Below are 23952 nucleotides of genomic sequence, written 5' to 3' on the forward strand. Positions count from 1 at the left end.
TGGAGGGCTCCGGCTTTCCAGACCGTTAATTCAACATATTCAACTTGCCTGTGCCCTGCATAATCAGTTTGCCAGTTCCCGACAACTGAACCCCTTTGGCTAGTCCTGTGTACGCGTTCGGAATCGTTACGGTGTGTGCATCCATAATCTGAACCAGTCGTGTACCATCTGGTATGCAATTGCAATTCCAGGTCGATGGCACATTCCAGTTGCCCGATTGAACCGAATAAACAGGTGTTGGCAAGACCACCGTTACCGTAGCATTCTGGCTTTTATCGCTCAAACATAGTTTCGTTCCGGTTGTTCGTTCACAACGGGCGTAGTAGGCGGTTGTTACAGTCGGTGAGATGGGCATGGTCACCTCACTATCGTCTGCGGTTCGATACCATCTTACTGTATTCCCTCCGCCGGAACACCCGCTCGCGACCAGCGAAACCGAGCTGCCCAACGTAATCGTCGTACTGGATACTACAGGCGGAGTGGTGGTTAGTATCGTAAATGGGGCAGCCACCCGGCAGGCCGGGTAATCGGTTCGGGCTAGATAAAACGTGGTTGTACCGGCTGTTGCGGTATTGGGAATACCTGACCCAGCCAATCCGACCGGATTGAACAGGGTATCTGTTGCAATCGGCGTTCCACCCGTTGGCGCCGTAAACCAGGCAGGTGGACCAGCGTTAAAGACCGCACCACTGGCCTGTAGGGTAAAAGCTCCGGTTACTCCACCAAAATAAGTTGCCACGACCAGTACATAGGTCGTATCCTTCGCCAGCGTATGGGTTAATTGAGACAGATAACCGGGCCCACTATCGTCATCCCCATGTAAAAAATTAGTGGCCGGACTGGCCGGATTGAACGGAGCTTTGTAGAGCGATAGATATGTATCATTAAACCCATCACTCAGAGTAGCGTCCGAAATCCCAACCGTTAGCGATCCGTTTGCCGGGGCAGTAAACGTAAACGATTGATAATATACCGTATACCCGGCCGAATAGGTGGTGGCATTATCGCCGGATGCCCGCACATACGTTGACGAACTAGTCGATAAAGCCCCGTTGACCGAATTGAGAATTAGTCTGGGGGCTTTGAGGCCTTCGCCAGATGGCACCGTCGCATTCTGACATACTGAATAGGAGCCCACGGTTGGCGTGATGGTAGGATTCACCACAACACTGACGGACTGGGGAAAGCCCCCAACGACACAACCACTGGGGTTCAGTGCGAAGTTATAGAGAACCGTAAGGGGTTGATTGGTCGTATTGATCAGGGTTTCGTTGATTATGGCCGAATTGGCGCTGGCAGTAGCATTGCTAATCCCGGTAATAGCCGAGCGTGTCCAGCTAAAACTTACGCCTGTTGTACTTGATGTGGCGGTATAGGTAAACGACGTTCCAGAACAAACCGTAAGTAGCGTTGGCGAACTCAGGGTATTACCACCCAACGGTGTATAATCTTCCAACACAGTCCGGTCGTTGGACGAACCGCCGGTGGATGCATTGGCCCCCAGGCCCCGACGAGCAAAGGCCCGGCCGATTGCGCACCGATACCGCCCCCCAAACAAGAGCTGGTCGGCTTGCAAAATAGCGTCTCTCGACTGGACAAAACTCGGGCTACACGGTTGTAATCGTAATCCTTCATTGACCAGTTTCAGAGCCGCAATATTCCCGCGCATCGCCGTTACACTAGTCGGGGTATCGTAGATGTTCGGGGTAATCTGGTTATCCTGCAAGATAATTTCCCAGGTCATGTCCCATAACATCGTAGCCCAGATTGAGCCAATGCCGTGCGGAATCGAGTAATTGGCGTCGCCCACTTTGGCATAGGTCACAGCCCCGTTCACGTTTGCCATATCGTAGGAATACGGATAGTTCCTTATTCCCCGCCCATTGGTTGGCTCCCCTATGGCATAGGTCCCTATACCCCGGGGTATATTGGCACTGGCGACATTGGCACTTAACGACGACCAGTTTGTGGTAAACATGAGTGCCAGATAATCGCTCCAGCCTTCGCCCCCCTGTTCAGCGTTCTGCAAACAGGACGAATTGGCGGGGCCGCCCGTGAGTCGGGTAGACCAGCCATGACCGTATTCATGCGAGATAATGCCATTGTCAAAATCGCCATCTGCCTGGTACGTAGCCGGAACATTCCAGAGGTACATCTGCATCCGTCCGTTGATGCCATCGGGAGGAGGATAGAAGTTCGCATTGTTGGTGCCCCCTCCGTCCTGTGCATCCGCGTACACAAAGTCATTCCCAAGCCCTCCTCGTCCACGGTTATTGTTCTGGAAATTACCACTGGGTTCATCGAAGCCAAATTTCCATAACACATCATGAATCAGGTTGTTCCAGTAAAACAGATTGGTGATCGCGGCATTCTGATTACCGGCGGCTGTGTTCAACCCTTTTGTATACGGGTAATTGAATTCCCTGGTTACCGAAATCGGGCTGTACCCAATACTGTCGATATCGGTCGTATCCTCCTGTGCCCAGACGTTGTTTCCGCGAGTGGTCAGGTAATTGGTCGTACCGTCATTATGCCAGCCGTTGGTGGTGCTGGGGCCAGTTCCGGCAGGCACAAAACGCGAATAAGGGCTTACAGAAACAGTACGGGAGCCATGATTAGGACTTTCGAGCGGATAGTCGAAAACGGTATAACTGTCGGCAGTAAACCTTACCTTGTCCTGGCCAAAATAGCGGACTTGTTCGTGCCCAGCGGGTGCTGATAACGCGTGAGCGGCCTGATGGGGAGTGCCGAAGTTACAGTGAATGACTTCATCGATCTTCTGAACGATTTCGCCCGATGCCGCATCGACATGAATATTCCAGCCTCTCTGGGCATCCTTGGTCAAAAACCGAACATTCCAGGTGAGCGCCAGCTTGTCAATCAGTTTTTGTCCCTTCTGCTCTGTCTCGACGGGCAGCCAGTATAATTTTACATTTACCTGCTCATTTGACAGGGCTGGTATCGAAAAAACGCTCTGAGTGAGGGTGCCATCGGTTAGTTTCGTGGTAATCAGCTCCCGAATTGCCGTTAAACTGACCTGCGTTAAGCCTACATTGGCAACCGCTTTCTGCAAGGCATTCAGTGGGCTGATCAACCCTTTTAGCGACCCTTTTTTTGATACGAAATCGATACGGGGTATGAAATTATGTGTCAGGTAAGCCACCTGACTATCGACCAGCACCACGTTCATGAGCCGATTGTAAATCTCGACCGACTGGTAGGCCTGACTAAAATAAACGTGATACCAGCCCGTTGTGGGCGACAGATACGCACTTGACACAATCGATCCAGACACGTCAGTTGCGGCCAGGTTGTGCGTTCCGGCATTGGCAGCTATATACCGTTTTGCCGTTTCTACTTCAGTTTGTGCGTAGGCTTGCGATACGCCGAACCAAAAAAGTACGGCCGTAAAGATCCAGGTTCGGGCGAACTCACCAACAGACATGTAAACTTGTTGCATCATTGATTTTAACGATGCGTCTGATGAAATATAGTAACAAATTTACACTTTTTTCGGAAGGTCAGCCAGGTCAGAGGTAGTGTACCGTGCTGATGGTGCCATGCGTCGTCAGATTGATTTCCCGTATGCCTACCCGGTAGTTATCGATTGCAAATCCGGGTGTATCCTGTTTCATCTGGTAAAACGTTGAGGGGGATAGCAAAATCAGCATGTTTCCTCGCTGAATTACTTTCTCGACATGATAATGTCCGCAAATCACGGTCACATGGCAGGGCAGCTTCTGCACAAGTGCCAGAAATTCATCACTTTGCCGAAAGGGATACCGGGCATCCATAAACTGTACATCGGCAGGCAACGGAGGATGGTGCATCATAATGACCACGTTATTGTCCTGCAAGGCTGTCAGATAGTCCGTCAGCCAGGTCCACTGCGCATCTGAAAATACACCTTTCGATGAATCCAGAAACAATACCGGGCGCCCTTCCAGCGGCAGGGCATAATACAGCTCATCATCATGCAGGTCATGCCCTTTATGAAACACGTCTGCCATGAGTGCAGCGTCGTCGTGATTTCCCGGAATGATGTAATACGGTATTATTAATTTCTTCAGTTGATTTTCGACCCATTCATAAATCGATCTGTCGCCTTCCGTATTGCAGATGTCGCCACCCAGCACCACACAATTCGGCTTCAGCTCGTCCAGAAAAGCCAGCGCATTCAAAAAATTGGTACGGACATCAACACCCTGGGGGTTCTCCCCTTCAGCATCGAGATGCATGTCGGTAATAAACGCAATTCGCATAATCAGTGGGTCATCTGTGGTCGGGCCTGTAAGGGGTAGCAAGGTACATTATATCGTCTACATCCGGTATTATCCGCGCCTTTTTGCTTCGTTCCAGTACACATCCATTTCGGCCAGGCTCATATCAATCAGCTTTTTACCATCAGCCCGCGCCTGCTCCTCAAGGTATTGAAAACGCTTAATAAATTTTTTATTTGTTCGCTCCAGCGCCGTTTCCGGATTGATGTCGATAAAGCGGGCATAATTGACCAGCGAAAACAGCAGATCCCCAAACTCGCCTTCCGCTCGTTGCGGGTCGATGGTTTCGTTCGATTCGGCATTGAACTCGGCCTTGAACTCTTGCATTTCCTCTTCTACTTTTTCCCAAACCTGCTGCTTTTCCTCCCAGTCAAATCCAGCTCCCCGCGCTTTCTCCTGTATCCGCATCGCTTTCACCAGTGCAGGCAACGACCCAGGCACCCCACCCAGAACCGACGTATTGCCCTCTTTTAGTTTCAATTGCTCCCAGTTGGCTTTTACCTGTTCTTCCGTTTCGGCAACAACATTGCCGTAAATATGCGGATGACGGCTGATCAGTTTCTCGCAAACACTGTTCAACACGTCGGCCATGTCGAAAGCACCGGATTCCGAGGCAATTTTGGCGTAAAAAACCAGATGCAACTGAATATCCCCCAACTCTTTACGAATTTCGGGCAGGTCATTTTCCAGAATGGCGTCGGAAAGCTCGTAGGTCTCTTCGATGGTCAGATGGCGCAGACTCTCCAGCGTTTGTTTGCGATCCCAGGGGCATTGTTCACGCAACTCATCCATGATCGTCAGCAATCGGTCAAATGCCATCAGTTGTTCCTGACGACGGGGGGGCAATTGGTCAAAAGTCATCTGGTAAAAATAAGGGAAAAGGCGGAAGCCGCAAAGCCAGACGTGAAGGCCGATCCTCTGGCTGACATCTCCCCTTTTCGGCCTGGCTGTTATTTTTTTTCAAATTTCTTGACTGGCAAGTGAATAAACCATTTACTTTGCAAAACAAAGTACTTTAAAAAATATGCAAACTTATTTTTCTACGTCTTACCGCCCTGGTGTTTGGGAGCATCGGGATGCCCGATCCGGTAAAGGATTACGCATTTTAGCCTTGTTGACCGCTACGAGCCTGAGTCTGGTTGTTGCCCGTGGGGTGTTGACCGGAAACTGGTGGTTCTTTATTGCCCTCACGTGGAATCTGGCCCTGGCCTGGTTTCCGCTTGGCACCGTGCTGACCCTCCGCGATCTACGCACGGCTGGGTTTCGAAGTCCGTGGCTTCTGATCGGTGGTCTGATGCTCTGGCTGGTTTTTCTCCCCAACGCCCCCTACATCATTACGGACTTGTTTCATCTCAAGTACATCGACCATCCTTTGCTCTGGTTCGACACGATGACTATTTTCATTTTCGCCCTGACCGGCTTACTTACCGGGCTTTACTCCATTCTGATTGTTCACCGACTGCTCCGGCCAATGCTTGGAACCGTATGCACCTGGGCCGTTATTATGACCAGTCAGCTCCTGTCGGGCTTTGGAATTTACTTGGGCCGGTTTGGTCGTTGGAATAGCTGGGATATTCTGGCGCGGCCCTCCTCGCTTACGTGGGCCATAGCCCGTGCCTGCCAGAACCAGTTGAGTGTACAACTTACGTTGGCCTATGGCTTCGTTCTGGCCGCTCTCTACATCGCTTTTTACTGGTACGCAGAGCATGACGACAATGCATAGATACTGTTCGGGCGCTAGTTACCTCTTCATCTACCTTCATGAAACCGATCATCCTGGCTGTAGCCGTAGCCGTTCTGAGTATTGCCTGCCAGCCTACCACCGATAAAGAAATCAGCCTGGGCGAACCCATTCGGCACGATGATTTTTTTTATTCGGCTACCCACGTACTTGTACAGGACAGCATCGGCACAACGAAACCACGCGGGCGCTTCTGGATTGTCACCTTACAGGTCAATAATCAGGCGAAACGAGTGGATCATCCCTGGACGAACTCGGTAGCATTCATAATAGATACCCACGGCCATACCTATACGAATCAACCCCATATTCAACAGCAATTGAATGTGCTACACCCATTTGGATGGCAGCAGACGTATATCACATCAGCCGGGCATACGGATACGACCCAACTCGTATTCGACTTACCTAAGTCGTTCAAAAAACCGTTCCTGCAATACCAGGGTGAATTGCTGATGGGCGATGTGTTGGACGGTCAACAGTTTGTGCATACCAAAGTGCGGCTATTTTAATGCTATGTTTGCGGTATGATTGATTTTCGAAAGGTCATCCGCAGTTTTGGATTTGCCGGGCAGGGTATTCTGGACTTGTTCCGTTTCGAGAACAATGCCAAAGTACACTTATTGGTAGCGGTTCTGGTTTTGGCTGGTGGTTTCTGGCTTCGTCTCACCCCCATAGAGTGGACCATTATCCTGACCCAGATCGGTCTGGTGTGGGCAGCAGAGGCTTTTAACACAGCTATCGAAAAATTATGCGACTTCGTTTCCCCCGGCATCCATCCGCAAATAAAAGCGATCAAAGACCTTTCATCCGGCGCGGTTCTGATCCTGGTCATTGCTGCCATACTCGTCGGTATGCTTATTTTTGGCACCCACCTGTTCAATGAATACCTAAGCCTGTCAGATAGGCTCAAGCCCTGGTTTCCTGTTCCGTTCGACTCAACTTTGGCCTGATTCTATACGAAAAGGTTATATTTAAAATCCCTATCTCCTGTACCGAATCCTTACGTTTCAGACTTATACGTAGCCATGCACGAATCCCGCGAACACCTGCAAACCCTGTCGGAGATCCGCACATTAATGGAGCGTTCTTCCAAATTCCTGTCGCTGAGCGGCTTATCGGGCGTATCGGCTGGGCTCATTGCGCTGGGCGGAGCGGCCATAGTCTATACACGGCTGCGAACAGGTCTGTTTACGACCATCGGCTCCTACGATGCACTACCTGGCAATCCGGTCAATCAACACGACGTCAGGCAGTTTTTAGTTACGGTGGCGATTGGGGTATTGGCTCTGGCTCTGGCATCGGGTACGTATTTCACCGTTCGCAAAGCCAGACGTCAGGGTTCGACCGTATGGAATCAACCCTCAAAACGATTGCTGTGGGCCATGATCGTTCCGCTGGCCACAGGCGGTGTATTTTGTCTGGCGTTACTGTATTATAACCTGATTTGGCTATCTTTTCCGGCAACACTGATTTTTTATGGCCTGGCCCTGCTCAATGGGAGCAAATACACCCTGCGCGACGTTGAATCATTAGCCTATTGCGAAATTGCGCTCGGCTTACTTTCTCTGTTCTGGCCGGGCTATAACCTGCTGACCTGGTCTGTTGGGTTCGGCCTGTTGCATATTGCCTACGGCTTAGCCATGTATTATAAATACGAACGTGCCCCACATGAAGAACGACCTGCTGGCTCAGTTTAACAAAGCCTTTGAAAGCAAAGCGCGGCTGAGCATTATGTCGGTCCTGATGGTCAATGAATCAATGAGTTTCAACGCGCTTAAAGAATTACTTAGTTTAACCGATGGCAATCTCGCTACGCACCTTCGTGCGCTGGAAGATGCAGGGTATGTACTGGTTCAGAAACAGTTTGTTGGGCGCAAGCCCAATACAACTTATTCGGCTACCCAGGCTGGCCAGCAGGCGTTTACCGATCACCTGAACGCTCTGGAAGCCTTCATTAAGAATATGTAGTGAGGGGTTGGCTCTTCATTGGCAATGCCCGTTTTGTGTAATCCTGATAAGTTCTGATCCCTCCAGCAGGTCGCGACTATTTCTTCACTGTGCAGTATTGAAATCCGAATCTTTCAGGCCTTTATTTACCTTGACGTTATCGACCGACATGGTCATTGGGCCGCGTGGTGATTGCTGCAGCAAGGTCATCGGAAATTTGATCCCATTAGCTTCTTTATAATCGGAATAGGCAGTCGTCATCTCCCCCTGCTGTGTTTTGGTCGTCGACTGTACTTTCAGGCCCGTTGTCGTATCAAAGTTATCCGTCCAGGTAGCTCCGCCATCGGCTGTCGAATGACTAAGCTTATACGTATCTTTACCATCCACTTTTTCTGTACCGACTACCGTACTTTTCACCCCATTTTCGGCATAGTACAGCTCGGGAAAAAGCGTATTCATAACCATCATCTGTTTGGCCATTGGCCCATCCAGTGTTCGGCTTCCCTGCATCCCACCCATCACCACCTTCTCTCCATCGCTGGTTTGTTTCATCACCTCCATGCCATTGGCATTAATCACCATCGAGAACTTATTGGGCAATTTCTGCTTCCGGGTCATAATGATGGCGTTTCCATTCATTTCCGAAGACATATTGGTGGTCAGATCCGTCACTTTCAGCAGCGCTTCTTTCCCGCCAATGGCGGCAATGTATTTATCCATGATTTCCTCAGCGGTTGGCGTCGATTGAGCCAGTACTGTTTGCCAACCCAGCAGAAAAGCTATAATAAGTCCTGTTTTTTTCATGATTGTTTACATTTTCTTCTACCAAAGTTAACCCATGAAGCTGTATGCATCAAGTATCCCATCTGCTTTTCCGATAAAACTTTTTAGATTTTTACGGCATTATTCGGCGAGTGCAAACCCAGCCAGATAAACCAAAGCGCCAGTTAGATAACCAATCAGCGCCAACCAGCTAATTTTTCGTAAATACCAGCCAAATGAAAGGTGTTCCATACCCATTACGGCCACACCCGCAGCGGAACCAATCACCAGCAAACTTCCCCCGGTACCCGCACAATAGGCCAGAAACTCCCAAAGTTTAGCATCGACCGGATACGTTTGTAAATCGTACATACCCATAGCAGCCGCTACAATCGGTACATTATCGACCACTGCCGAAACGATCCCGATCAGGAATACAATCGCGTCCAGATTGCCCACGGTGTTGTTTAGGGATTCGGCCAGTGTATGTAGAATCGACGTTGATTCAAGAGCCCCTACAGCCAATAATATGCCCAGAAAAAACAGAATGCTCGGCACATCGATTCGGCTTAGGGCATGTGCGGCCGTAAATCGTTTTCGTTCCGATTCGTCTTTGTCGCTATGCAATACTTCCGAAACTACCCAAATAAAGCCTAAAACCAGCATGATACCCATGTAGGGAGGCAAATGAGTCAAGGTCTTGAAAATTGGCACAAATAACATCCCGCCCAACCCGACAGCTAACATGACCCGACGATCACGACGCGCAATTGGCGTTACATACGGGCGGCTAATACCCTGCGATGAAGATTTAATCTCTACTTTAGGCTGCAACCGGGTCAGCAGAATCAATGGCACGACCATCGATACAAGACTGGGAAAAAACAAACCGCGAACAATAGCCAGAGTCGATACCTGTCCTCCAATCCAGAGCATTGTGGTTGTCACATCACCAATTGGCGACCAGGCCCCTCCCGCATTCGAGGCTACGATTATCATGCCAGCCATAATATGACGCTGTTCGGTATTCCGTACCAGTTTACGCGCTACCGATACCATTACGATCGCTGTAGTCAGATTGTCCAGCAGCGCCGACAGAAAAAAAGATAGTAGACTAATGATCCAGAGTAAAGTACGAATATTTCGGGTCGCGATTCGGTCCGTTATGAGCGTAAATCCGTCATGCGCATCAATTAATTCAACAACGGTCATGGCCCCCAGAAGGAAGAATAGTATCTCGGAAATAGTCGATAAATGATGGCTAAGCTGATCACTGACCAGGTCCTTATTATCGCCCATCAACGCATAGGCCGTCCAGCAGACGATACCCGTAATGAGCGCTGTTGCTGTTTTATTGAGCCGAATCGCATGCTCAAGCGTGATCAGAATGTAGCCGGTTATAAAGAGGAGAATTAACAGAATTGACATCATATAGTGCTTTTAGCCGATTTGTGGTGGGGTATGTTTACAAGTACCCATCTTAAACCAAGTGCTTTTTAATGTTTCGAATGCATTTGTGCTTATCATTGTTTGGTATACGTAAACGTACTTTTATGTTTGTCGTTCGCTTTCGATCCATGCAGGCCGACGGTATGGCCCTGTTCCCATTTATTTTAGTAAAACAGCCCAACCCAGGGCCAACCTTACTTAATCATGAGCGAATACATCTTCGGCAGCAGGCCGAACTGGGAATCCTTCCTTTTTATGTCTGGTATGTTGTCGAATACCTGATTCGCCGATGGCAATACCGTGACCATTATACGGCTTACAGAAACATCAGTTTCGAACGGGAAGCGTTTGCCAATGACCAGAATTTAGCCTATCTGAAAACCCGGACGTTCTGGCAATTCTGGCATTATTTAACCAACGATGGCCTATAATTTATAATTCATCAACCGTTTATTGCTCAGTATACCCATCATTGCCACCAACGACGAGAAGACGACGACCAGAACCGGGATGCCCTCCCGAAAGCCGACCAGCCGGAGGTCGTCGGGAATATTCAGATAGAGTAGAATCGTGATAAGCCCCCGGGGCGCAATCCAGAGGAGTGGGATCATCTCGCCCTGATAGGTTACGCGAAGGGTAACCCAACGCCAGCCAACAATCACCCCGACAAACAACACACTAACAATCAGCGCATCGACGTCGATCAAACTTCGGGGTACAGCCGCATAGCCCAGCAGCAGGTAGAAGAACGTCCGTACGACAAAAGCACCTTCAGCAGCGAGGCTTTTAAGCTGGTCAAGCTCTTTTTCGAACAGATCATTCTTCAGTATCTGGCTCAGCCGTCCCCGAATAAACAGGTCTGTATTGTTCAGAAACAGGCCAAAGATCAGAATGAGCAGCAATGAAGAGAGGTGATTGATCTCGGCCAGTGCATACACCAGAAACAGTACCGAAATAATGGGCAGGAATTTGATGCGATGGTTGATTCGGCTGATGAGGTATAGAAGCAGAAAGCAACATCCCAGCGAAATCAACGCCATCGCCAGCGTATCGCGTGTAAACGACCAGACTGCTCCCACTAGTGAGTTTCGGCTTAACAACAGAAAGTTATACGCCATAATCCCCAATATGCTCGCGAAGGCCGATTCATAAACCGCATACTCCTGTTGCCCACCCGTTAGCTTGGCAACGGTCTGTACCGTTACGGTACTACTAACGATCGAAAAGGGCAGTGCGGCAATCAGACAGTGATAAAAAGAATCGTTCAGGAGCAGATACAACATACTGGCCATCAGCAGAGTACCGCCAATGATAGCCATCAACGAAGCCAGCAGCGTTCGTCGAATAACACTCAATCGCTCCGCATGAAGTTCCAGATCGAGCCCCCCTTCCAGCACGATCAAAATCAGGCCCAGTGTTCCCAGGGTAGGTAAGATGGTAGCTACGTAAGGCACCTGTACGTTGAAATAGTCGGTAGCCTGCTTAGTCAGCATACCCAGCAGCAATAACAACAGGACTGACGGGGTTTTGAACCGACTACTGAATAAATCAAAGGCATAGGAAATCAGTACCGATAAACTCAGAACTATAATCAGTATTGATGAATCCATAAGCGAGAGAACAAAAGAGCGAAAGAATGAAGAGTGAAAGAGCGAAAAGCTGTCGCAAGCTATATCACGCTCTTTCTCTCTTCATTCTTTCGCTCATTAATAATTATTTTCTGGCGTAATAATACAGATTTACAGATGCAGCACTGGCGCGTTCGCTGATCGTAAAAAAACCTTTGTTATCCTTATCGAAACAGACGGCTTCGCCCTGCGGCTCCAACCGAACCGTTAGCTGACGCGATGTACCGTATTGCAACGCATCTGCAATGGATTGGCCGTTACTACGCTTCCAGTAGTACATCTGCGTATACGTACGTACTAACAGCTCGCTACCATCTGGTGAAATAGCCGCTGAGGTTACATAATTGGCAAGCCCTCCTCCCCCAAATGAAGGCAGTTCGCCAAAGGCCGTCGCTACGGTTACTTCATTTATATTTTGCGGATAAGGTAAGCTATAAAGCCTGACTTTCTGTTCCCGCTTGGTGATGATGTAAATATCTTTGGTGCCCGGGTCAACAAAAAAGGCTTCGGCATCATGGGGGCCATCAGGATACCGAAAGTTTATCCGTTCAACCCCAGTTACCGTAGCCTGTACGGATGAAGGTTCCGGCAATCGATAAATTACGTAACCTGAATACTGCGCGTTGTTATCGCCAATATCACCGATGTAGAGGTAATTGGTTCCGTCTTTCGGGCCCGGCCCAATCGATATATCTTCCCAATCGCGATTTGTCGCGTTCGGTATGGTAATCTTACCTTTTACTTTTCCATCGTAGCCTAATAGTGCCAGTTCATTGGGGTTGCCACTATCCTGCTCGATCCAGATATTACCGGGTTGAGTACGGCTATCCACCATTCCCGAAGCCTCATCGATCTGGCCGGGAATAACGGGTGTTTCGGTTGGTGTTGATGAAAACTGAGCGTCATATACACTGGGAACGGTGAGCTTACACGAAGCGAAGACCAACCCCAAGACCAGCAGAACGAAATTACGCATGATATAGTCTGGTTGATTCGGTTGCCAATCTAACGAATTGGCGGACAAAAATGATGAACGCAATGGAATAAAGCTATTTGGTCGCATTGAAACAGGGATTTATTCTAAAAACCTGCCGAAATACGGGCAAGTCGTTAGTTTTTGGGCAAACTATGCTTTTATAGATGGGCTGCTCTCAACCATAACCGCCCTGTTTGTATGAAAAATCGCATGACTTTTTTAGCAGCAACGCTACTACTTGGTTTCTGCTTAAGTTTTACCATTCGTCCATCGGCCGACGGTTGGGTTAGTATCTTCGATGGTAAGACTTTCAACGGCTGGAAAGTCACCGAAGACAGTCCCGGCACATTTACCATCCAGGATGGGGCTATTGTGGTCAACGGCCCACGGGCACACCTCTTTTATGAAGGCCCCGTACATAATCATAATTTCAAAAACTTCGAGTGGAAAGCCAGTGTCAAAACAATGCCTGGTTCCAACTCAGGTATGTTTATTCATACTGCCTATCAACCCTCGGGATGGCCAGCGCAAGGGTACGAAATTCAGGTCAACCAGACCCATACCGACTGGCGGAAAACGGGAAGTGTCTACGGTGTTCAGGATGTGAAAGAGGTTTTCGTTAAAGATGATGAATGGTACACTGAACACATCATCGTAAATGGCAAAAAGGTGATCATTAAAATTAATGACAAAGTGATCAACGATTACACCGAACCCGATAGCATCAGCACATCGTCTAAACCCAAAAAGCTCAGTATGGGGACCGTTGCCTTACAAGGTCACGACCCAAAGAGCAAAGTGTATTACAAAGACATCATGATTAAAGTGCTGCCGGATTAATGGGCAATGGGTTAAGGGCAGAAGGGAAGGTATGTCACCCCCTGCCCTTAACCCTCCTACTCTTTAAACTGCTGAATACTATACGTGTTGGCCTGCAGACGGCTGGGGTCTTTGGCCGCTGCAGCCGCACTTACCTCATCGATCCGGGCATTTAAGGTATAAATCCTGTCTCCAACCAACACATTCGTTGTCGCCTGATCGTAGCCCGTCTCATCGGTTTTAACCACTGAGGCCGTTTTCCAACCATCCGTACTTCGCACCTGCGACACTTTATTCCGGCTGTTTACTACATATAAATCATTGTTGTAGAGCAGCATACCATCCCCGTTCGGCAGGCTTACGCCCGTTACTTCCGTAATGGTATTATCATCGAGTTCTACTTTGAATAACTTACCCTCGTTAGATTTTACAACGAGCAGATATTTATCTGGATGGTACACGATTCCATTTAAATTAATGCCTTGTGCCCCCGAAAATAAGGTCGACGTAACAGCTACCACTGCCTGCGACGAATTGGCTGATACCTTGTAAATTACGGGTGCAAATGAATCTGTCACATAGGCATTACCGTCGGCATCGAAGGCTATGTCATTCGCAAAATGGTTCGAATTAGGCACCAGACTGGCCAGATCAATCTGACGGACTTTCTCTTTTGTAGCCAGGTCGTAGACAAACAGGCCTGCTGTTTTAAGTGCTGTCTGCTGTGTACTTTTATCCGAGACGCCCTGATCTCCGTTGCATACATACAGCAAGCCGTTGCGTACCTTCATACCAATGCTACTAATCAACTGCTTATCATCCGTTATCAATTCTTCATACCGCCCGTTTTGATCGACAGTCCCAATTTTCCCCTGCGTAATCGAGCTTACCAGAAACTTGTCGAATGTGGGTGAGTAGGTAATCCCTTCAGGATACTGACGAGTAGCCGAAAAGTCGATCCGCTGCGGGATCACTGGTGCGTTAAATTCCGGGTCTGTCGAATTACAGGCCACTACGCTAAAGCCCACTAAAAGTAGTGTGGGAATCGAATAGGGTCGAGTTATCATGATTGTATTTCGTGTGTGCTATACTGACTAATTAATAGGTTTATAATATGTAATGTTTAGTAAAAGGCGTAACCGGGCACTTCGTTGTCGAAAACCATCCGGCCTGTTTTGCGTTTTAATCCTATACTAATTCTCTACCGTTATGAACCACATGACCACCTTAACCGAAGCCATGGATAAACTTCGGACCGAGGGCTACACACATGAGTTTGGCCCTCGAAAAGATTTTCTGGAAGAAAAAAGTACCCAGACGAAATTAAAAAGTGAGGATTTTCACGTCGATAAGTTTTATCGGTTCGAAGGCACCTCCGATCCAGGTGATGAAATGACGTTGTATGCGATTACGGCTTCCAACGGGATGAAAGGTGTTTTTGTTGCCGCACAGGGAACTTACTCGAATGAAGTTTCGCCCGAACTGATGGCCAAATTTACGATCTCAGATCGCAATCATGTAACTTCTACCGAAGGTTCGGTACAACCATTAGACCAGCAAGAAGCCACGCACTAATCATTTCTCGGATATTTACAAGAAAAACTCCCGGAAGATGGTAAATTTTCCGGGTTTTTCACTATATTTGCGGCCTTTACAAAAATGCACCGTTCGTTCCGTGCTGATACACTATGAAGTTATCCGAATTCAAATTTGATTTACCCGATAGTCTTATTGCCAAATACCCGGTAGAGCGGGGTGAATCGCGGCTGATGGTCGTTGACCGGAAAACTAAAACAATTGAGCACAAACAGTTTTCGGATATACTCAGCTATTTTGATGATGGCGACGTGATGGTAATCAATGATACCAAGGTATTTCCAGCACGGCTTTATGGCAACAAGGAAAAAACCGGCGCTAAAATTGAAGTGTTTCTCCTCCGTGAGCTCAATCGCGAAATGAAGCTTTGGGATGTACTGGTCGATCCGGCCCGAAAAATTCGCGTTGGCAATAAACTGTATTTTGGCGATAGTGATCTGGTTGCCGAAGTGATCGATAACACGACCTCACGAGGGCGTACGATTCGTTTTCTGTTCGATGGCAACCATGAGGAATTTATGAAAGCCATCGACGAATTGGGCGAAACCCCAATCCCGAGGGCTATGAACCGGGAAGCAGAATCGGCCGATCGGGATGATTATCAGACCGTTTTTGCCCAGCACATTGGTGCCGTAGCCGCTCCCACGGCTGGTCTTCATTTCACCCGTGCCATGATGAAGCGGATGGAGATCAAAGGGATTCACTTTGCACCGATTACGCTGCACGTAGGCTTAGGCACATTCCGTCAGGTCGACGTGGAAGACCTTACCAAACACAAAACTGATTCTGAAAACTTCAAGATCACTGATGGATCGGCTCAGATTGTGAATACGGCACTGGATGCTGGCAAACGGGTTTGTGCAGTGGGGACAACCTCTCTGAAAGCCATTGAATCGTCGGTATCGGCCAATAGCCGGTTGAAGCCCATAGAAGGCTGGACGGATCGGTTCATATTCCCGCCTTACGATTTTAAAATTGCCAACTCACTGCTAACGAGTCTGCATCTTCCTGAATCGATCCTGATTATGATGACGAGTGCCTTTGGGGGTCATGAACTCATCAAAGAAGCGTATCAGATCGCGATCAAAGAAAAATACCGCTTCTTCAGTTATGGTGATGCCATGCTGATTCTGTAGGCTATTAGGTATTAGTCGTCAGTCATTTGTATTTTTGGGGCCTTAGTGCCCCTTTTTTTTGCGTTTTCCCATGACCGACGACCAACCGGCTAAAAATTCCGTTGCTGACCGCTATGCTATTATTGTTGCCGGAGGTAGTGGCAGCCGGATGAAATCAGATATACCCAAACAATTTCTTCTGCTTCGGGGCAAGCCCATTCTCCAGCATACGCTGGAACGGTTTCTGGAAGTGGTTCCACCCTCACACATAAGGCTGGTTTTACCAGCAAGTGACCGGACTACCTGGCTAACGCTCTGTGAGCAACATCAATTTTTCCCGGCAATCGAGCTAGTTGATGGGGGTAAAACCCGTTTTCAGTCGGTCCGTAACGGGTTAAATGCCATGCCTCTGACCAATGGCCTGGTAGCCGTACATGATGGAGTCCGTCCGTTTGTATCAGCCGAAATCATAAGAAATAGTTTCGATACGGCAGCCCGGACGGGGTCGGCAGTGACCTGCGTTCCGGTAAAAGACTCCGTCCGGGTTATACATCCAGATGGCCAAAGTCAGTCGGTCGACCGGAATCAATATCGGTTGGTACAAACGCCCCAAACGTTTCAACTTGATCTGTTCAGGCAGGCGTTTGAAGCAACTGAGCAATCTTTTTTTACGGACTGTGCCAGTGTGATGGAGTTTGCTGGCTTCTCAATTACACTCATCGATGGCTCGTACGAAAACATCAAGATCACAACCCCCGACGACCTGAGATAACCCTTTGCCCGACTATGTGGTTTCTTGTTATCAACCCTTTACTCTGAATGCGTCAACGCCTGCCTGCCCACTCTTACACGCAAGGCATTCTTGCGGGCGACCGACTGGTACTGAGTCGGGCGATTACGCTTGTGGAGAGCCGTCGGCCCGACGATCAGGCGGTCGCTCAGGAAGTATTGGAGGCTGTTTTACCGCACACAGGCCGATCGATCCGAGTAGGCATTACGGGCGTCCCTGGTGTGGGAAAAAGTACGTTTATTGAAGGGTTTGGCCAATATCTAGCGAACCTGGGGCATCGACTAGCCGTATTGACCATTGACCCCACCAGCCAACGGTCGGGCGGGAGCCTGCTGGGTGATAAAACTCGCATGGAAACCCTCTCAATGAATGCCAGCGCCTACATCCGGCCATCGCCAGCGGGCGATTCGCTGGGTGGAGTGGCGCATCGTACCCGTGAGACCATCCTGCTCTGTGAAGCAGCCGGCTTCACTATTGTGCTGGTCGAAACCGTTGGGGTTGGGCAATCCGAAACCGTTGTTCATGGTATGGTCGATTTTTTTCTGCTGCTGATGCTGGCTGGAGCAGGGGATGAATTACAGGGAATGAAACGGGGAATCATGGAATTGGCCGATGCCCTTTGCATTACCAAAGCTGACGGCGACAATCGATCGGCTGCCAATCGCGCACAGGTAGAGTATCGCAATGCGCTTCATCTGTTTCCTCCTACCGGCACGGGCTGGGCTCCCCCCGTACTCACCTGCTCGGCCGTTAACCAGGAAGGCTTAACCACGATATGGCAAACCATTCAGGAACACCAGCAATTAACGACCGAAAACGGCCACTGGCGTCGGCGTCGACAGGAACAGCAACGTACCTGGTTTCGGTCATTGCTGCGGCAACGCCTGGAAGGGCAATTTTACGCCCAGCCGGGTATGCAACAGCAGATTGATCTGATGGAAGAAGAGGTTATGTCCGGGAAGCGTTTACCCACGCCGGCAGTAGATACCCTGCTGGCCATGTGACTCATGACCGGTAACGAGCGCTAGTGCAGCCCTTATCCATCACTTTGCTTACTTTTGGTAGCATGTATACATTTCTTCTGGCAGGCTTGGTTTTGCTCACACAGACAGCCCAAGCGCAACGGGATACAACGATTACGGTTACAACCACCGACGCGCTTCAATTCGACCAGAAGCGGTTGGTAGTCCGTCCAAATACGCGCCTGAAACTTATTTTTCAGAATAAAGACGACATGGCTCATAATTTGGTGGTAACCCGGCCTAATTCCCGTTTGCGAGTCGTCGAATTTGCGCTGGCACTTGGCCCTAAAGGCCCTGAACAGCACCACGTTCCCAAAATGGCTGAAGTACTGGCTCATACCCAAAGCGTTGAACCGGGCACTACCGATTCACTCGTTGTCAGCCTGACAGAGGGTGCCTTCCCTTTTGTTTGTACCTATCCAGGGCATGGGTCAATCATGTATGGTGTGATCTATGCCACAAACGAGCCAAAACGACTCCCTCCCCCGGATCAGGACGTCAACCTGCCTAATCCAGGACGTTTAGCTGACACAGGCCACACCCATCATCCATCGGCAGGCTCCGGTCATCCCTATCCGTTGAAGCTACCCGCTGTTTACCGAACGTTTATGCCCGATTGTGGCCCGGCAGCGATTGCAGTTGGCTTGCCAGGCCCGGAAGGTGGCCAATCGTATGTGTTCGATGCGGGCCAATGTCGTCTGCGGTATGCCTGGTCAGGAGGCTTTGTCGATAATACCGATCAATGGGAAGGCAAAGGCCAGCGGCTCACCAAAATTGTAGGTGAGATCTATTACCGGGATACAGGGAGCTTCCCCTGGCGAATTGGGTTGGGCAATCAACAGCCTCCCCAGTTTAAAGGGTACCGTTTAGTGAATCGTTACCCCGAATTTCAGTATATTGTAAATGGGGTTACTATTTATGAACGCATCAGACCACTACCTACCGGACGGGGGCTTATTCGCTCATTTACTCTAAGCCCAACCCGGGAAACCATCTCGTTTTTAGCAGCTGGTCAACCAGGGATTCGGTTAAAATCGTCGATAGGTCAGTTTCGTGATGGCGAACTCCGATTACCTGCCGGAACGAAACAATTTACCATAACCCTGTCCAACTAACTACGCTGGCATCTAATTTTCTGAACAGATAACCTCCCTATCAATCGCTTAGCTACTCGCCCATGCTCGCATCTCTTCTGCTTTCCGCGTTTCTACTCGTTGCGCCAGCCGATACGATCTCGGATTATTACGAGGTTGAAACGATCGATACACCGCCAGGGCTGGTAGCTGAAACGGGCGGTCTGGGGTTTCTGCCCGATGGTCGGTTGGCCGCCTGCTTCCACCGGGGTGAGGTGATGCTGTATACGCCAAAAACGAAAACCTGGAAGCTCTTTGCTGAAGGCTTGCATGATCCACTCGGTGTAATCGCGGTGAACAATCGTCAACTCATAGTCGTGCAGCGTCCTGAGCTGACCCGTTTGACCGATACAGATGGCGATGGGGTGGCCGATACCTACGAAACGCTTACGGATAAATATGGCCTGTCGGGCAACTATCACGAGTTTGCGTTTGGGCCGGTACGCGATGCGAAGGGGAATATATACGTCAGCCTGAATACGGCCTCCAATGGCGCAGGAGTTCGTGACGAAGTACGGGGGCAATACGATGCACTTGGTCGACAGGGTCGTATGTATGCCTGTGTTCCCTACAGGGGCTGGGTCATGCAACTTACACCCGATGGCCAGCTTAAACCATTTGCCAGTGGATTCCGGTCGCCCAATGGAATTGGCTTCGATGCCCAGGGCCGCCTTTTCGTGACCGATAATCAGGGAGACTGGCTAGGCACCAGTAAACTTTATCATGTAGAAGCGGGTAAGTTCTACGGCCATCCCGCCAGTTTGGTATGGCGGGATGGCTTTCCGGATATTGACCCCTTAACCTTATCGGTTAAAACGCTGGATAGTATGCGAACGGTCGAGAGTGTTGCCTTCCCCCATGAGTCGATGGCCCACTCGCCTACGCAGATCGTTCTGGATAATACCGGTGGCAAATTTGGCCCCTTTACGGATCAACTGTTTGTTGGTGAAATGGACTTCCCACACCTGTTACGAATTCTGCCCGATGAAGTAGATGGACAATTGCAGGGGGCTTGTATACGCTTTTTCGACCAGGGAGGCAGTCATGGAGTCCGTTTACGCATCGGTACTAATCGACTGGCGTTTGCACCTGATGGAAGCCTATACCTTGGTCAAACGGATCACGGCTGGCTGGGGTCTCGGGGCATTCAGCGGATACGCTATACAGGCGGCTCTACGGGAAAGGATATTCCACTCGATCTTATGCATATGAAACTGACACCCACAGGGTTTACTTTAACCTTCACTCAACCTCTGGACGACAGTACGGCTCGTGCCATAGCCACGTATCGATTTCGAAGCTATTACTACGAATATCATCAGGCATATGGCTCTCCGCAGATGGATGTACGATCCGTTCCTGTTACTGCCGTTTCCCTTTCCAACGATCGCAAGACCGTTACACTTTCCCTGGCCGACTTAAAGCCTGGCCGTATTTATGAACTGACACTGGGAGATTTACAGGCCAATTCAGGGCAGAAGAAATTGATGAATCACCTGGTCTGCTACACCGTAAACAAGTTAAAAAGCAACTAGTCGTCAGTCGGTGGAGGTATCCTGAACGAACACCCCCAATGACCTGACGACTAGTCGGTATTCATTGATTTAAGCATTGCCCAACGTCCGCTCAGGCTCGTTTGCCCGGGTAGCCGGAACAGCCTGATCGTCTGGGTTGCCAGCTAACTCAGGATTGTCCTGATCATTCATGACGGGTGGCTGCCCCCACGAAGCTCGTTTGGACTCCTCAATTTCAGCCGTACTGATGGTATCGTCCGTTTCGGCAGCCAGAGCCTCTGCTTCAGCTACATCACCGGGCACGTCGGTATCACTGCTACCCGCCACACGCGACGGCAGTTCATTATCCAGATTTTTATCGTTCAACTGGGCTAATGCAGGTGGCGTACCCATGGTACTATGCATTGCCTGAGCCGCAAAAGACTCTGTACTTTCTTTCCGGGAATTGCTACTTACGCTCATAACGTTGATTTGTTTAGTGTTGAGAACTGAGAGCGGGCCATATGTAAACCATCTGGCTCGCTAAAATGCTATAAAAGGCTTGGTTATCCTTTCGACTAATAAGCCGGTTTGTTATTCAGATCAGTACCCGTTTCGGCCAGCGATGCTTCATGCTCGGATTGGGTTTCTTCGCCGGCCTCACTTTCTTTCGGATCATTCTGGTGTTTTGCCGCGTCCTGTGCTTTTGGGGCAGGCACTTCATCATCCGATGCATAGTCGTCGGGGCCATGGGTTGTTACATCAACCATAGCCGTGTTTGTTTTAACTTCATCGGCAGCGGCTGCATTCTTTCCTTCTTCAGTCAGTTCCATGGTGCTATTGCTCATATCACCCATGCGTAGCACGCCGTTCTTGCTGTCCATGTCCGTACTACCGATAGCCCGATCGTTGCGGCCATCCTGACCACCCCGTACCTGCTCACTGTCGAGACCATTGGCTGAATTCTCCTGACTGTATCGGTTGCGGTTATCTTCTGCAGGCCGGTCCTGATCAGTATCATCCGACCTGAACGGCCCCTCTGAGCGGCCAGTTATCTGGGCATTTTCCTGATTTACGTCCTCTTCATTTTTCATGTCGCTGAGTCAACTGATTATATAAAATAACCTGAAAAGATCCAAAAGGTTTATACCCTTCGGTACATCGTCAACAGGTAACAAAACCGCCATATACATTCACTTACCAGGCTCAGCAAACTAACTCAGGGAATTAAGTACCCTATGTCACTGCCATTACACCTGGGTAGCTACCTACCGAAAAATTAATATTTATACCGAAAAGTATACATTACAACAGGTTTGCTATGATCGGACAAGGAATGCCATTTAATTGCCTGACAAATTTACACCCTGATTATAGGGTAATGCCCACGAAGACTTGCCTAAAAAGCCAACCAGAGTTTCTGTACAGCTTAAGCAATTTTTGTTGGATTGTAAATTTTAATAGTTGGATAAAGCGTAATGCAGAAAGCGGACCGATCTTATCGATCCGCTTTTTTTATGATTCAGCAACCATACCCAACCCCTACTTCGACCAATACGTCTATAAATAAAACAGGGAGGCCACCGAATCGGTGGCCTCCCTGTTTTATTTATAGACGTGGCTTAAGGCAATTTAATCAACATCCCAGAACAATTTTGTACTGAACACATCGATTGTTCCCTGGGCCGTAACATTGGCCGAGTTTGACCCCGACTCCGTGTTCGGATAGAAGAACCGCAGTGGGCGTTTGTTCGCTTCCGGTACCTGTATGCTTTGCGGAATAACCGGCAGGTTTGTCCGACGGTATTCTGCCCAGGCTTCAAGGCCATTGAAGTTTACGAACGAAATCCACTTCTGGATAGCAATAGCCGTCAACTTATCGGTCGATGCATCCCAGTCGTAGTTCTGGATACCACTGCCTTTGTAGGCAGTTGCTCCGGCAGTATTTGCCCCTAGTACCCGGAACGACTGCAGAATACCCTCTTCGAAATACGCCTTCGCTGTGTTAGGAAGCGTTACATCGCTATAGCGTTGTTTGGCTTCGGCCAGCAGGAACTGCACTTCAGACGCCGTCATAATAATATACGGGCGGTTGTATTCACCTTTTACAAGCAGGCTCGGTCCGAGCGAGGTTGTGTTGGCAGGCAAATACCCCGAACTCACCCCAAATGGGGTACCCGAATAGTTAGCCGAAATTTCTTTCTGGGTACTAACCCCTGGCGTGCTTGAGTTCTCTCCCCCATTTGCATAAGCAATTCGCTTCATCCGCAGTGTATCTCCCGATGCTTTCAGGTTATCGATCAGGAACTTTGTCAAACGCGGGTAGTTGTTCAATGCCCGCTTGGCACCGTTGGCATCATAGCCCCAGCGATCATATACTGGATTCAGTTTACCCGCCGTAGCCAGGAAGAACGACGTTCCACCAATGCCTACTTCAGCCCCGGTAATGAACCCAGACCCTTCCGTAACAATCTTATTAATTTCGGTTTTGATGTATGTATCTCTTCCCGAAACTTTAGTCTGACGAATCAGAATCCGCATTTTGAGCGAGTTGGCAAATTGAGTCCACTTGGTCGTATTGCCGTTGAAAACGATGTCGGAACCCGTAAAGGCACTGGCAAACGGGTTGGCTTTCAAATCAACGATCGCTTCGTCCAATAAAGAGATCAACCCTTCGTATACCGTTTTCTGATCATCGAATTTAGGTGCCAGCGAAGCCGTTGCTTTCAATGCATCAGTAAATGGAACGTTGCCATACATATCGACCAGTTGTTGGTAAAGCATGGCCTTCATCACTTTCGAGGGGCCTTTCAGATACTTCTGATTGTTGGCATCCGCATTATTGATTACATACTGATAATCTTCCAGGTTATCGAAGTATGGGTCCCAATAGTTGAAATCCCCGTTGGTATACTGATAAGCGAACTGAGCAGTATTGATAATGTACCCGTTCCCTTGTGTCCACTGGCCCGACCAGTAGAAACCGATTTCGCTCGAACCGCCCCCGTCGTTATTTCCGGCTATATTTCTTGCCGTTGTATTCAGGGCATTGGTGAACACATAGCTTGGTGATGCCGTTGGTAACTGGTTCGGGTTGGTGTTGATATCCAGGAATGACTTCGTATCACAACTGGTTCCTGCTGCGACAATGAGAGCCGCTATTGCTAATGTTTTTAATTTCATGTCAAGTCAATCGTT

Annotated in this window: 24 protein-coding genes; 13 read left to right on the forward strand and 11 right to left on the reverse strand. The window is 49.1% G+C overall.

Translation table 11 applies throughout. The features are described from left to right. Window positions 1-25 precede the first annotated feature (25 nt). The 3 genes from B153_RS36485 to mazG all read right to left on the reverse strand — a co-directional run bounded on the left by B153_RS36485 (window position 26) and on the right by mazG (window position 5141). Entirely contained in the window at window positions 26-3463 is a 3438-nt protein-coding gene (locus tag B153_RS36485) for a M36 family metallopeptidase (protein ID WP_245564829.1), read from the reverse strand. 67 nt (window positions 3464-3530) lie between these two features. Continuing rightward, entirely contained in the window at window positions 3531-4262 is a 732-nt protein-coding gene (locus B153_RS0103820) for a metallophosphoesterase family protein (RefSeq protein WP_020595344.1), read from the reverse strand. 69 nt (window positions 4263-4331) lie between these two features. Further along, window positions 4332-5141, reverse strand: coding sequence for a nucleoside triphosphate pyrophosphohydrolase (mazG, locus tag B153_RS0103825; protein WP_040760791.1), 810 nt, complete (start codon window positions 5139-5141; stop codon window positions 4332-4334). A 163-nt stretch (window positions 5142-5304) separates the two neighbouring features. Here mazG and B153_RS0103830 point away from each other — a divergent pair, with 163 nt between their 5' ends. The 5 genes from B153_RS0103830 to B153_RS0103850 all read left to right on the forward strand — a co-directional run bounded on the left by B153_RS0103830 (window position 5305) and on the right by B153_RS0103850 (window position 7992). Next, window positions 5305-6003, forward strand: a complete 699-nt coding sequence (locus tag B153_RS0103830) for a DUF1361 domain-containing protein (RefSeq protein ID WP_020595346.1) — start codon at window positions 5305-5307, stop codon at window positions 6001-6003. A 38-nt stretch (window positions 6004-6041) separates the two neighbouring features. Continuing rightward, window positions 6042-6533: a DUF4352 domain-containing protein gene (locus tag B153_RS0103835; RefSeq protein ID WP_020595347.1), complete on the forward strand. Its 492-nt coding sequence runs from the start codon at window positions 6042-6044 to the stop codon at window positions 6531-6533. A 15-nt stretch (window positions 6534-6548) separates the two neighbouring features. Then, window positions 6549-6974: a diacylglycerol kinase family protein gene (locus B153_RS34600; protein ID WP_020595348.1), complete on the forward strand. Its 426-nt coding sequence runs from the start codon at window positions 6549-6551 to the stop codon at window positions 6972-6974. Window positions 6975-7049: 75 nt separating this feature from the next. Next, a complete protein-coding gene (locus B153_RS0103845; protein WP_020595349.1) occupies window positions 7050-7721 on the forward strand; it encodes a hypothetical protein in 672 nt (223 codons plus the stop codon). Further along, window positions 7693-7992, forward strand: coding sequence for a winged helix-turn-helix domain-containing protein (locus B153_RS0103850; RefSeq protein WP_020595350.1), 300 nt, complete (start codon window positions 7693-7695; stop codon window positions 7990-7992). The genes B153_RS0103845 and B153_RS0103850 overlap by 29 nt, the downstream gene beginning before the upstream one ends. An 84-nt stretch (window positions 7993-8076) precedes the next feature. Here B153_RS0103850 and B153_RS0103855 read toward each other — a convergent pair whose 3' ends face one another. Together B153_RS0103855 and nhaD are read right to left on the reverse strand one after the other, a co-directional pair. After that, window positions 8077-8775, reverse strand: a complete 699-nt coding sequence (locus B153_RS0103855) for a hypothetical protein (protein WP_020595351.1) — start codon at window positions 8773-8775, stop codon at window positions 8077-8079. Window positions 8776-8874: 99 nt separating this feature from the next. Continuing rightward, window positions 8875-10161, reverse strand: a complete 1287-nt coding sequence (gene nhaD, locus B153_RS0103860; protein WP_020595352.1) for a sodium:proton antiporter NhaD — start codon at window positions 10159-10161, stop codon at window positions 8875-8877. A gap of 125 nt (window positions 10162-10286) precedes the next feature. Here nhaD and B153_RS0103865 point away from each other — a divergent pair, with 125 nt between their 5' ends. Then, window positions 10287-10613: a hypothetical protein gene (locus B153_RS0103865; RefSeq protein ID WP_020595353.1), complete on the forward strand. Its 327-nt coding sequence runs from the start codon at window positions 10287-10289 to the stop codon at window positions 10611-10613. Here the strand turns inward: B153_RS0103865 and B153_RS0103870 are convergent. Next, the gene (locus B153_RS0103870) at window positions 10608-11792 is read right to left on the reverse strand and encodes a cation:proton antiporter (RefSeq protein ID WP_020595354.1); all 1185 of its coding nucleotides are present in this window, start codon (window positions 11790-11792) and stop codon (window positions 10608-10610) included. The two genes, B153_RS0103865 and B153_RS0103870, sit on opposite strands and share 6 nt — an antisense overlap. Window positions 11793-11895: 103 nt before the next feature. Further along, window positions 11896-12786 carry a hypothetical protein gene (locus B153_RS0103875; RefSeq protein WP_020595355.1) on the reverse strand — a complete coding sequence of 297 codons (891 nt, stop codon included), beginning with the start codon at window positions 12784-12786 and terminating at the stop codon, window positions 11896-11898. 198 nt (window positions 12787-12984) lie between these two features. Between B153_RS0103875 and B153_RS0103885 the strand changes: the two genes are divergently transcribed. Then, a complete protein-coding gene (locus B153_RS0103885) occupies window positions 12985-13626 on the forward strand; it encodes a 3-keto-disaccharide hydrolase (RefSeq protein ID WP_020595357.1) in 642 nt (213 codons plus the stop codon). A 56-nt stretch (window positions 13627-13682) separates the two neighbouring features. Here the strand turns inward: B153_RS0103885 and B153_RS0103890 are convergent, their stop codons facing one another. After that, window positions 13683-14672: an L-dopachrome tautomerase-related protein gene (locus tag B153_RS0103890; RefSeq protein ID WP_020595358.1), complete on the reverse strand. Its 990-nt coding sequence runs from the start codon at window positions 14670-14672 to the stop codon at window positions 13683-13685. A gap of 142 nt (window positions 14673-14814) precedes the next feature. Here B153_RS0103890 and B153_RS0103895 point away from each other — a divergent pair, with 142 nt between their 5' ends. The 6 genes from B153_RS0103895 (at window position 14815) to B153_RS0103920 (ending at window position 20796) form a co-directional block, all read left to right on the forward strand. Then, window positions 14815-15180, forward strand: a complete 366-nt coding sequence (locus B153_RS0103895) for a hypothetical protein (RefSeq protein WP_026261896.1) — start codon at window positions 14815-14817, stop codon at window positions 15178-15180. 113 nt (window positions 15181-15293) lie between these two features. Next, a complete protein-coding gene (gene queA, locus B153_RS0103900; protein ID WP_020595360.1) occupies window positions 15294-16337 on the forward strand; it encodes a tRNA preQ1(34) S-adenosylmethionine ribosyltransferase-isomerase QueA in 1044 nt (347 codons plus the stop codon). Window positions 16338-16407: 70 nt separating this feature from the next. After that, window positions 16408-17088: a 2-C-methyl-D-erythritol 4-phosphate cytidylyltransferase gene (locus B153_RS0103905; protein WP_026261897.1), complete on the forward strand. Its 681-nt coding sequence runs from the start codon at window positions 16408-16410 to the stop codon at window positions 17086-17088. A 47-nt stretch (window positions 17089-17135) separates the two neighbouring features. After that, window positions 17136-18110 carry a methylmalonyl Co-A mutase-associated GTPase MeaB gene (gene meaB, locus B153_RS0103910; RefSeq protein WP_020595362.1) on the forward strand — a complete coding sequence of 325 codons (975 nt, stop codon included), beginning with the start codon at window positions 17136-17138 and terminating at the stop codon, window positions 18108-18110. Between the two features lie 62 nt (window positions 18111-18172). Further along, the gene (locus tag B153_RS0103915; RefSeq protein ID WP_020595363.1) at window positions 18173-19243 is read left to right on the forward strand and encodes a cupredoxin domain-containing protein; all 1071 of its coding nucleotides are present in this window, start codon (window positions 18173-18175) and stop codon (window positions 19241-19243) included. A 62-nt stretch (window positions 19244-19305) separates the two neighbouring features. Beyond that, window positions 19306-20796, forward strand: coding sequence for a PQQ-dependent sugar dehydrogenase (locus tag B153_RS0103920; protein ID WP_020595364.1), 1491 nt, complete (start codon window positions 19306-19308; stop codon window positions 20794-20796). Between the two features lie 69 nt (window positions 20797-20865). Here B153_RS0103920 and B153_RS0103925 read toward each other — a convergent pair whose 3' ends face one another. The 3 genes from B153_RS0103925 to B153_RS0103935 form a co-directional block, all read right to left on the reverse strand. Continuing rightward, complete coding sequence (locus B153_RS0103925) at window positions 20866-21237, reverse strand: hypothetical protein (RefSeq protein ID WP_020595365.1); 372 nt, start codon at window positions 21235-21237, stop codon at window positions 20866-20868. 95 nt (window positions 21238-21332) lie between these two features. Next, complete coding sequence (locus tag B153_RS0103930) at window positions 21333-21848, reverse strand: hypothetical protein (RefSeq protein WP_020595366.1); 516 nt, start codon at window positions 21846-21848, stop codon at window positions 21333-21335. 538 nt (window positions 21849-22386) lie between these two features. Next, window positions 22387-23937: a SusD/RagB family nutrient-binding outer membrane lipoprotein gene (locus B153_RS0103935; protein WP_020595367.1), complete on the reverse strand. Its 1551-nt coding sequence runs from the start codon at window positions 23935-23937 to the stop codon at window positions 22387-22389. Between the last annotated feature and the right edge of the window lie 15 nt (window positions 23938-23952).

Origin of the sequence: Spirosoma panaciterrae DSM 21099 (assembly GCF_000374025.1) — a bacterium.
Lineage (GTDB): Bacteria > Bacteroidota > Bacteroidia > Cytophagales > Spirosomataceae > Spirosoma > Spirosoma panaciterrae.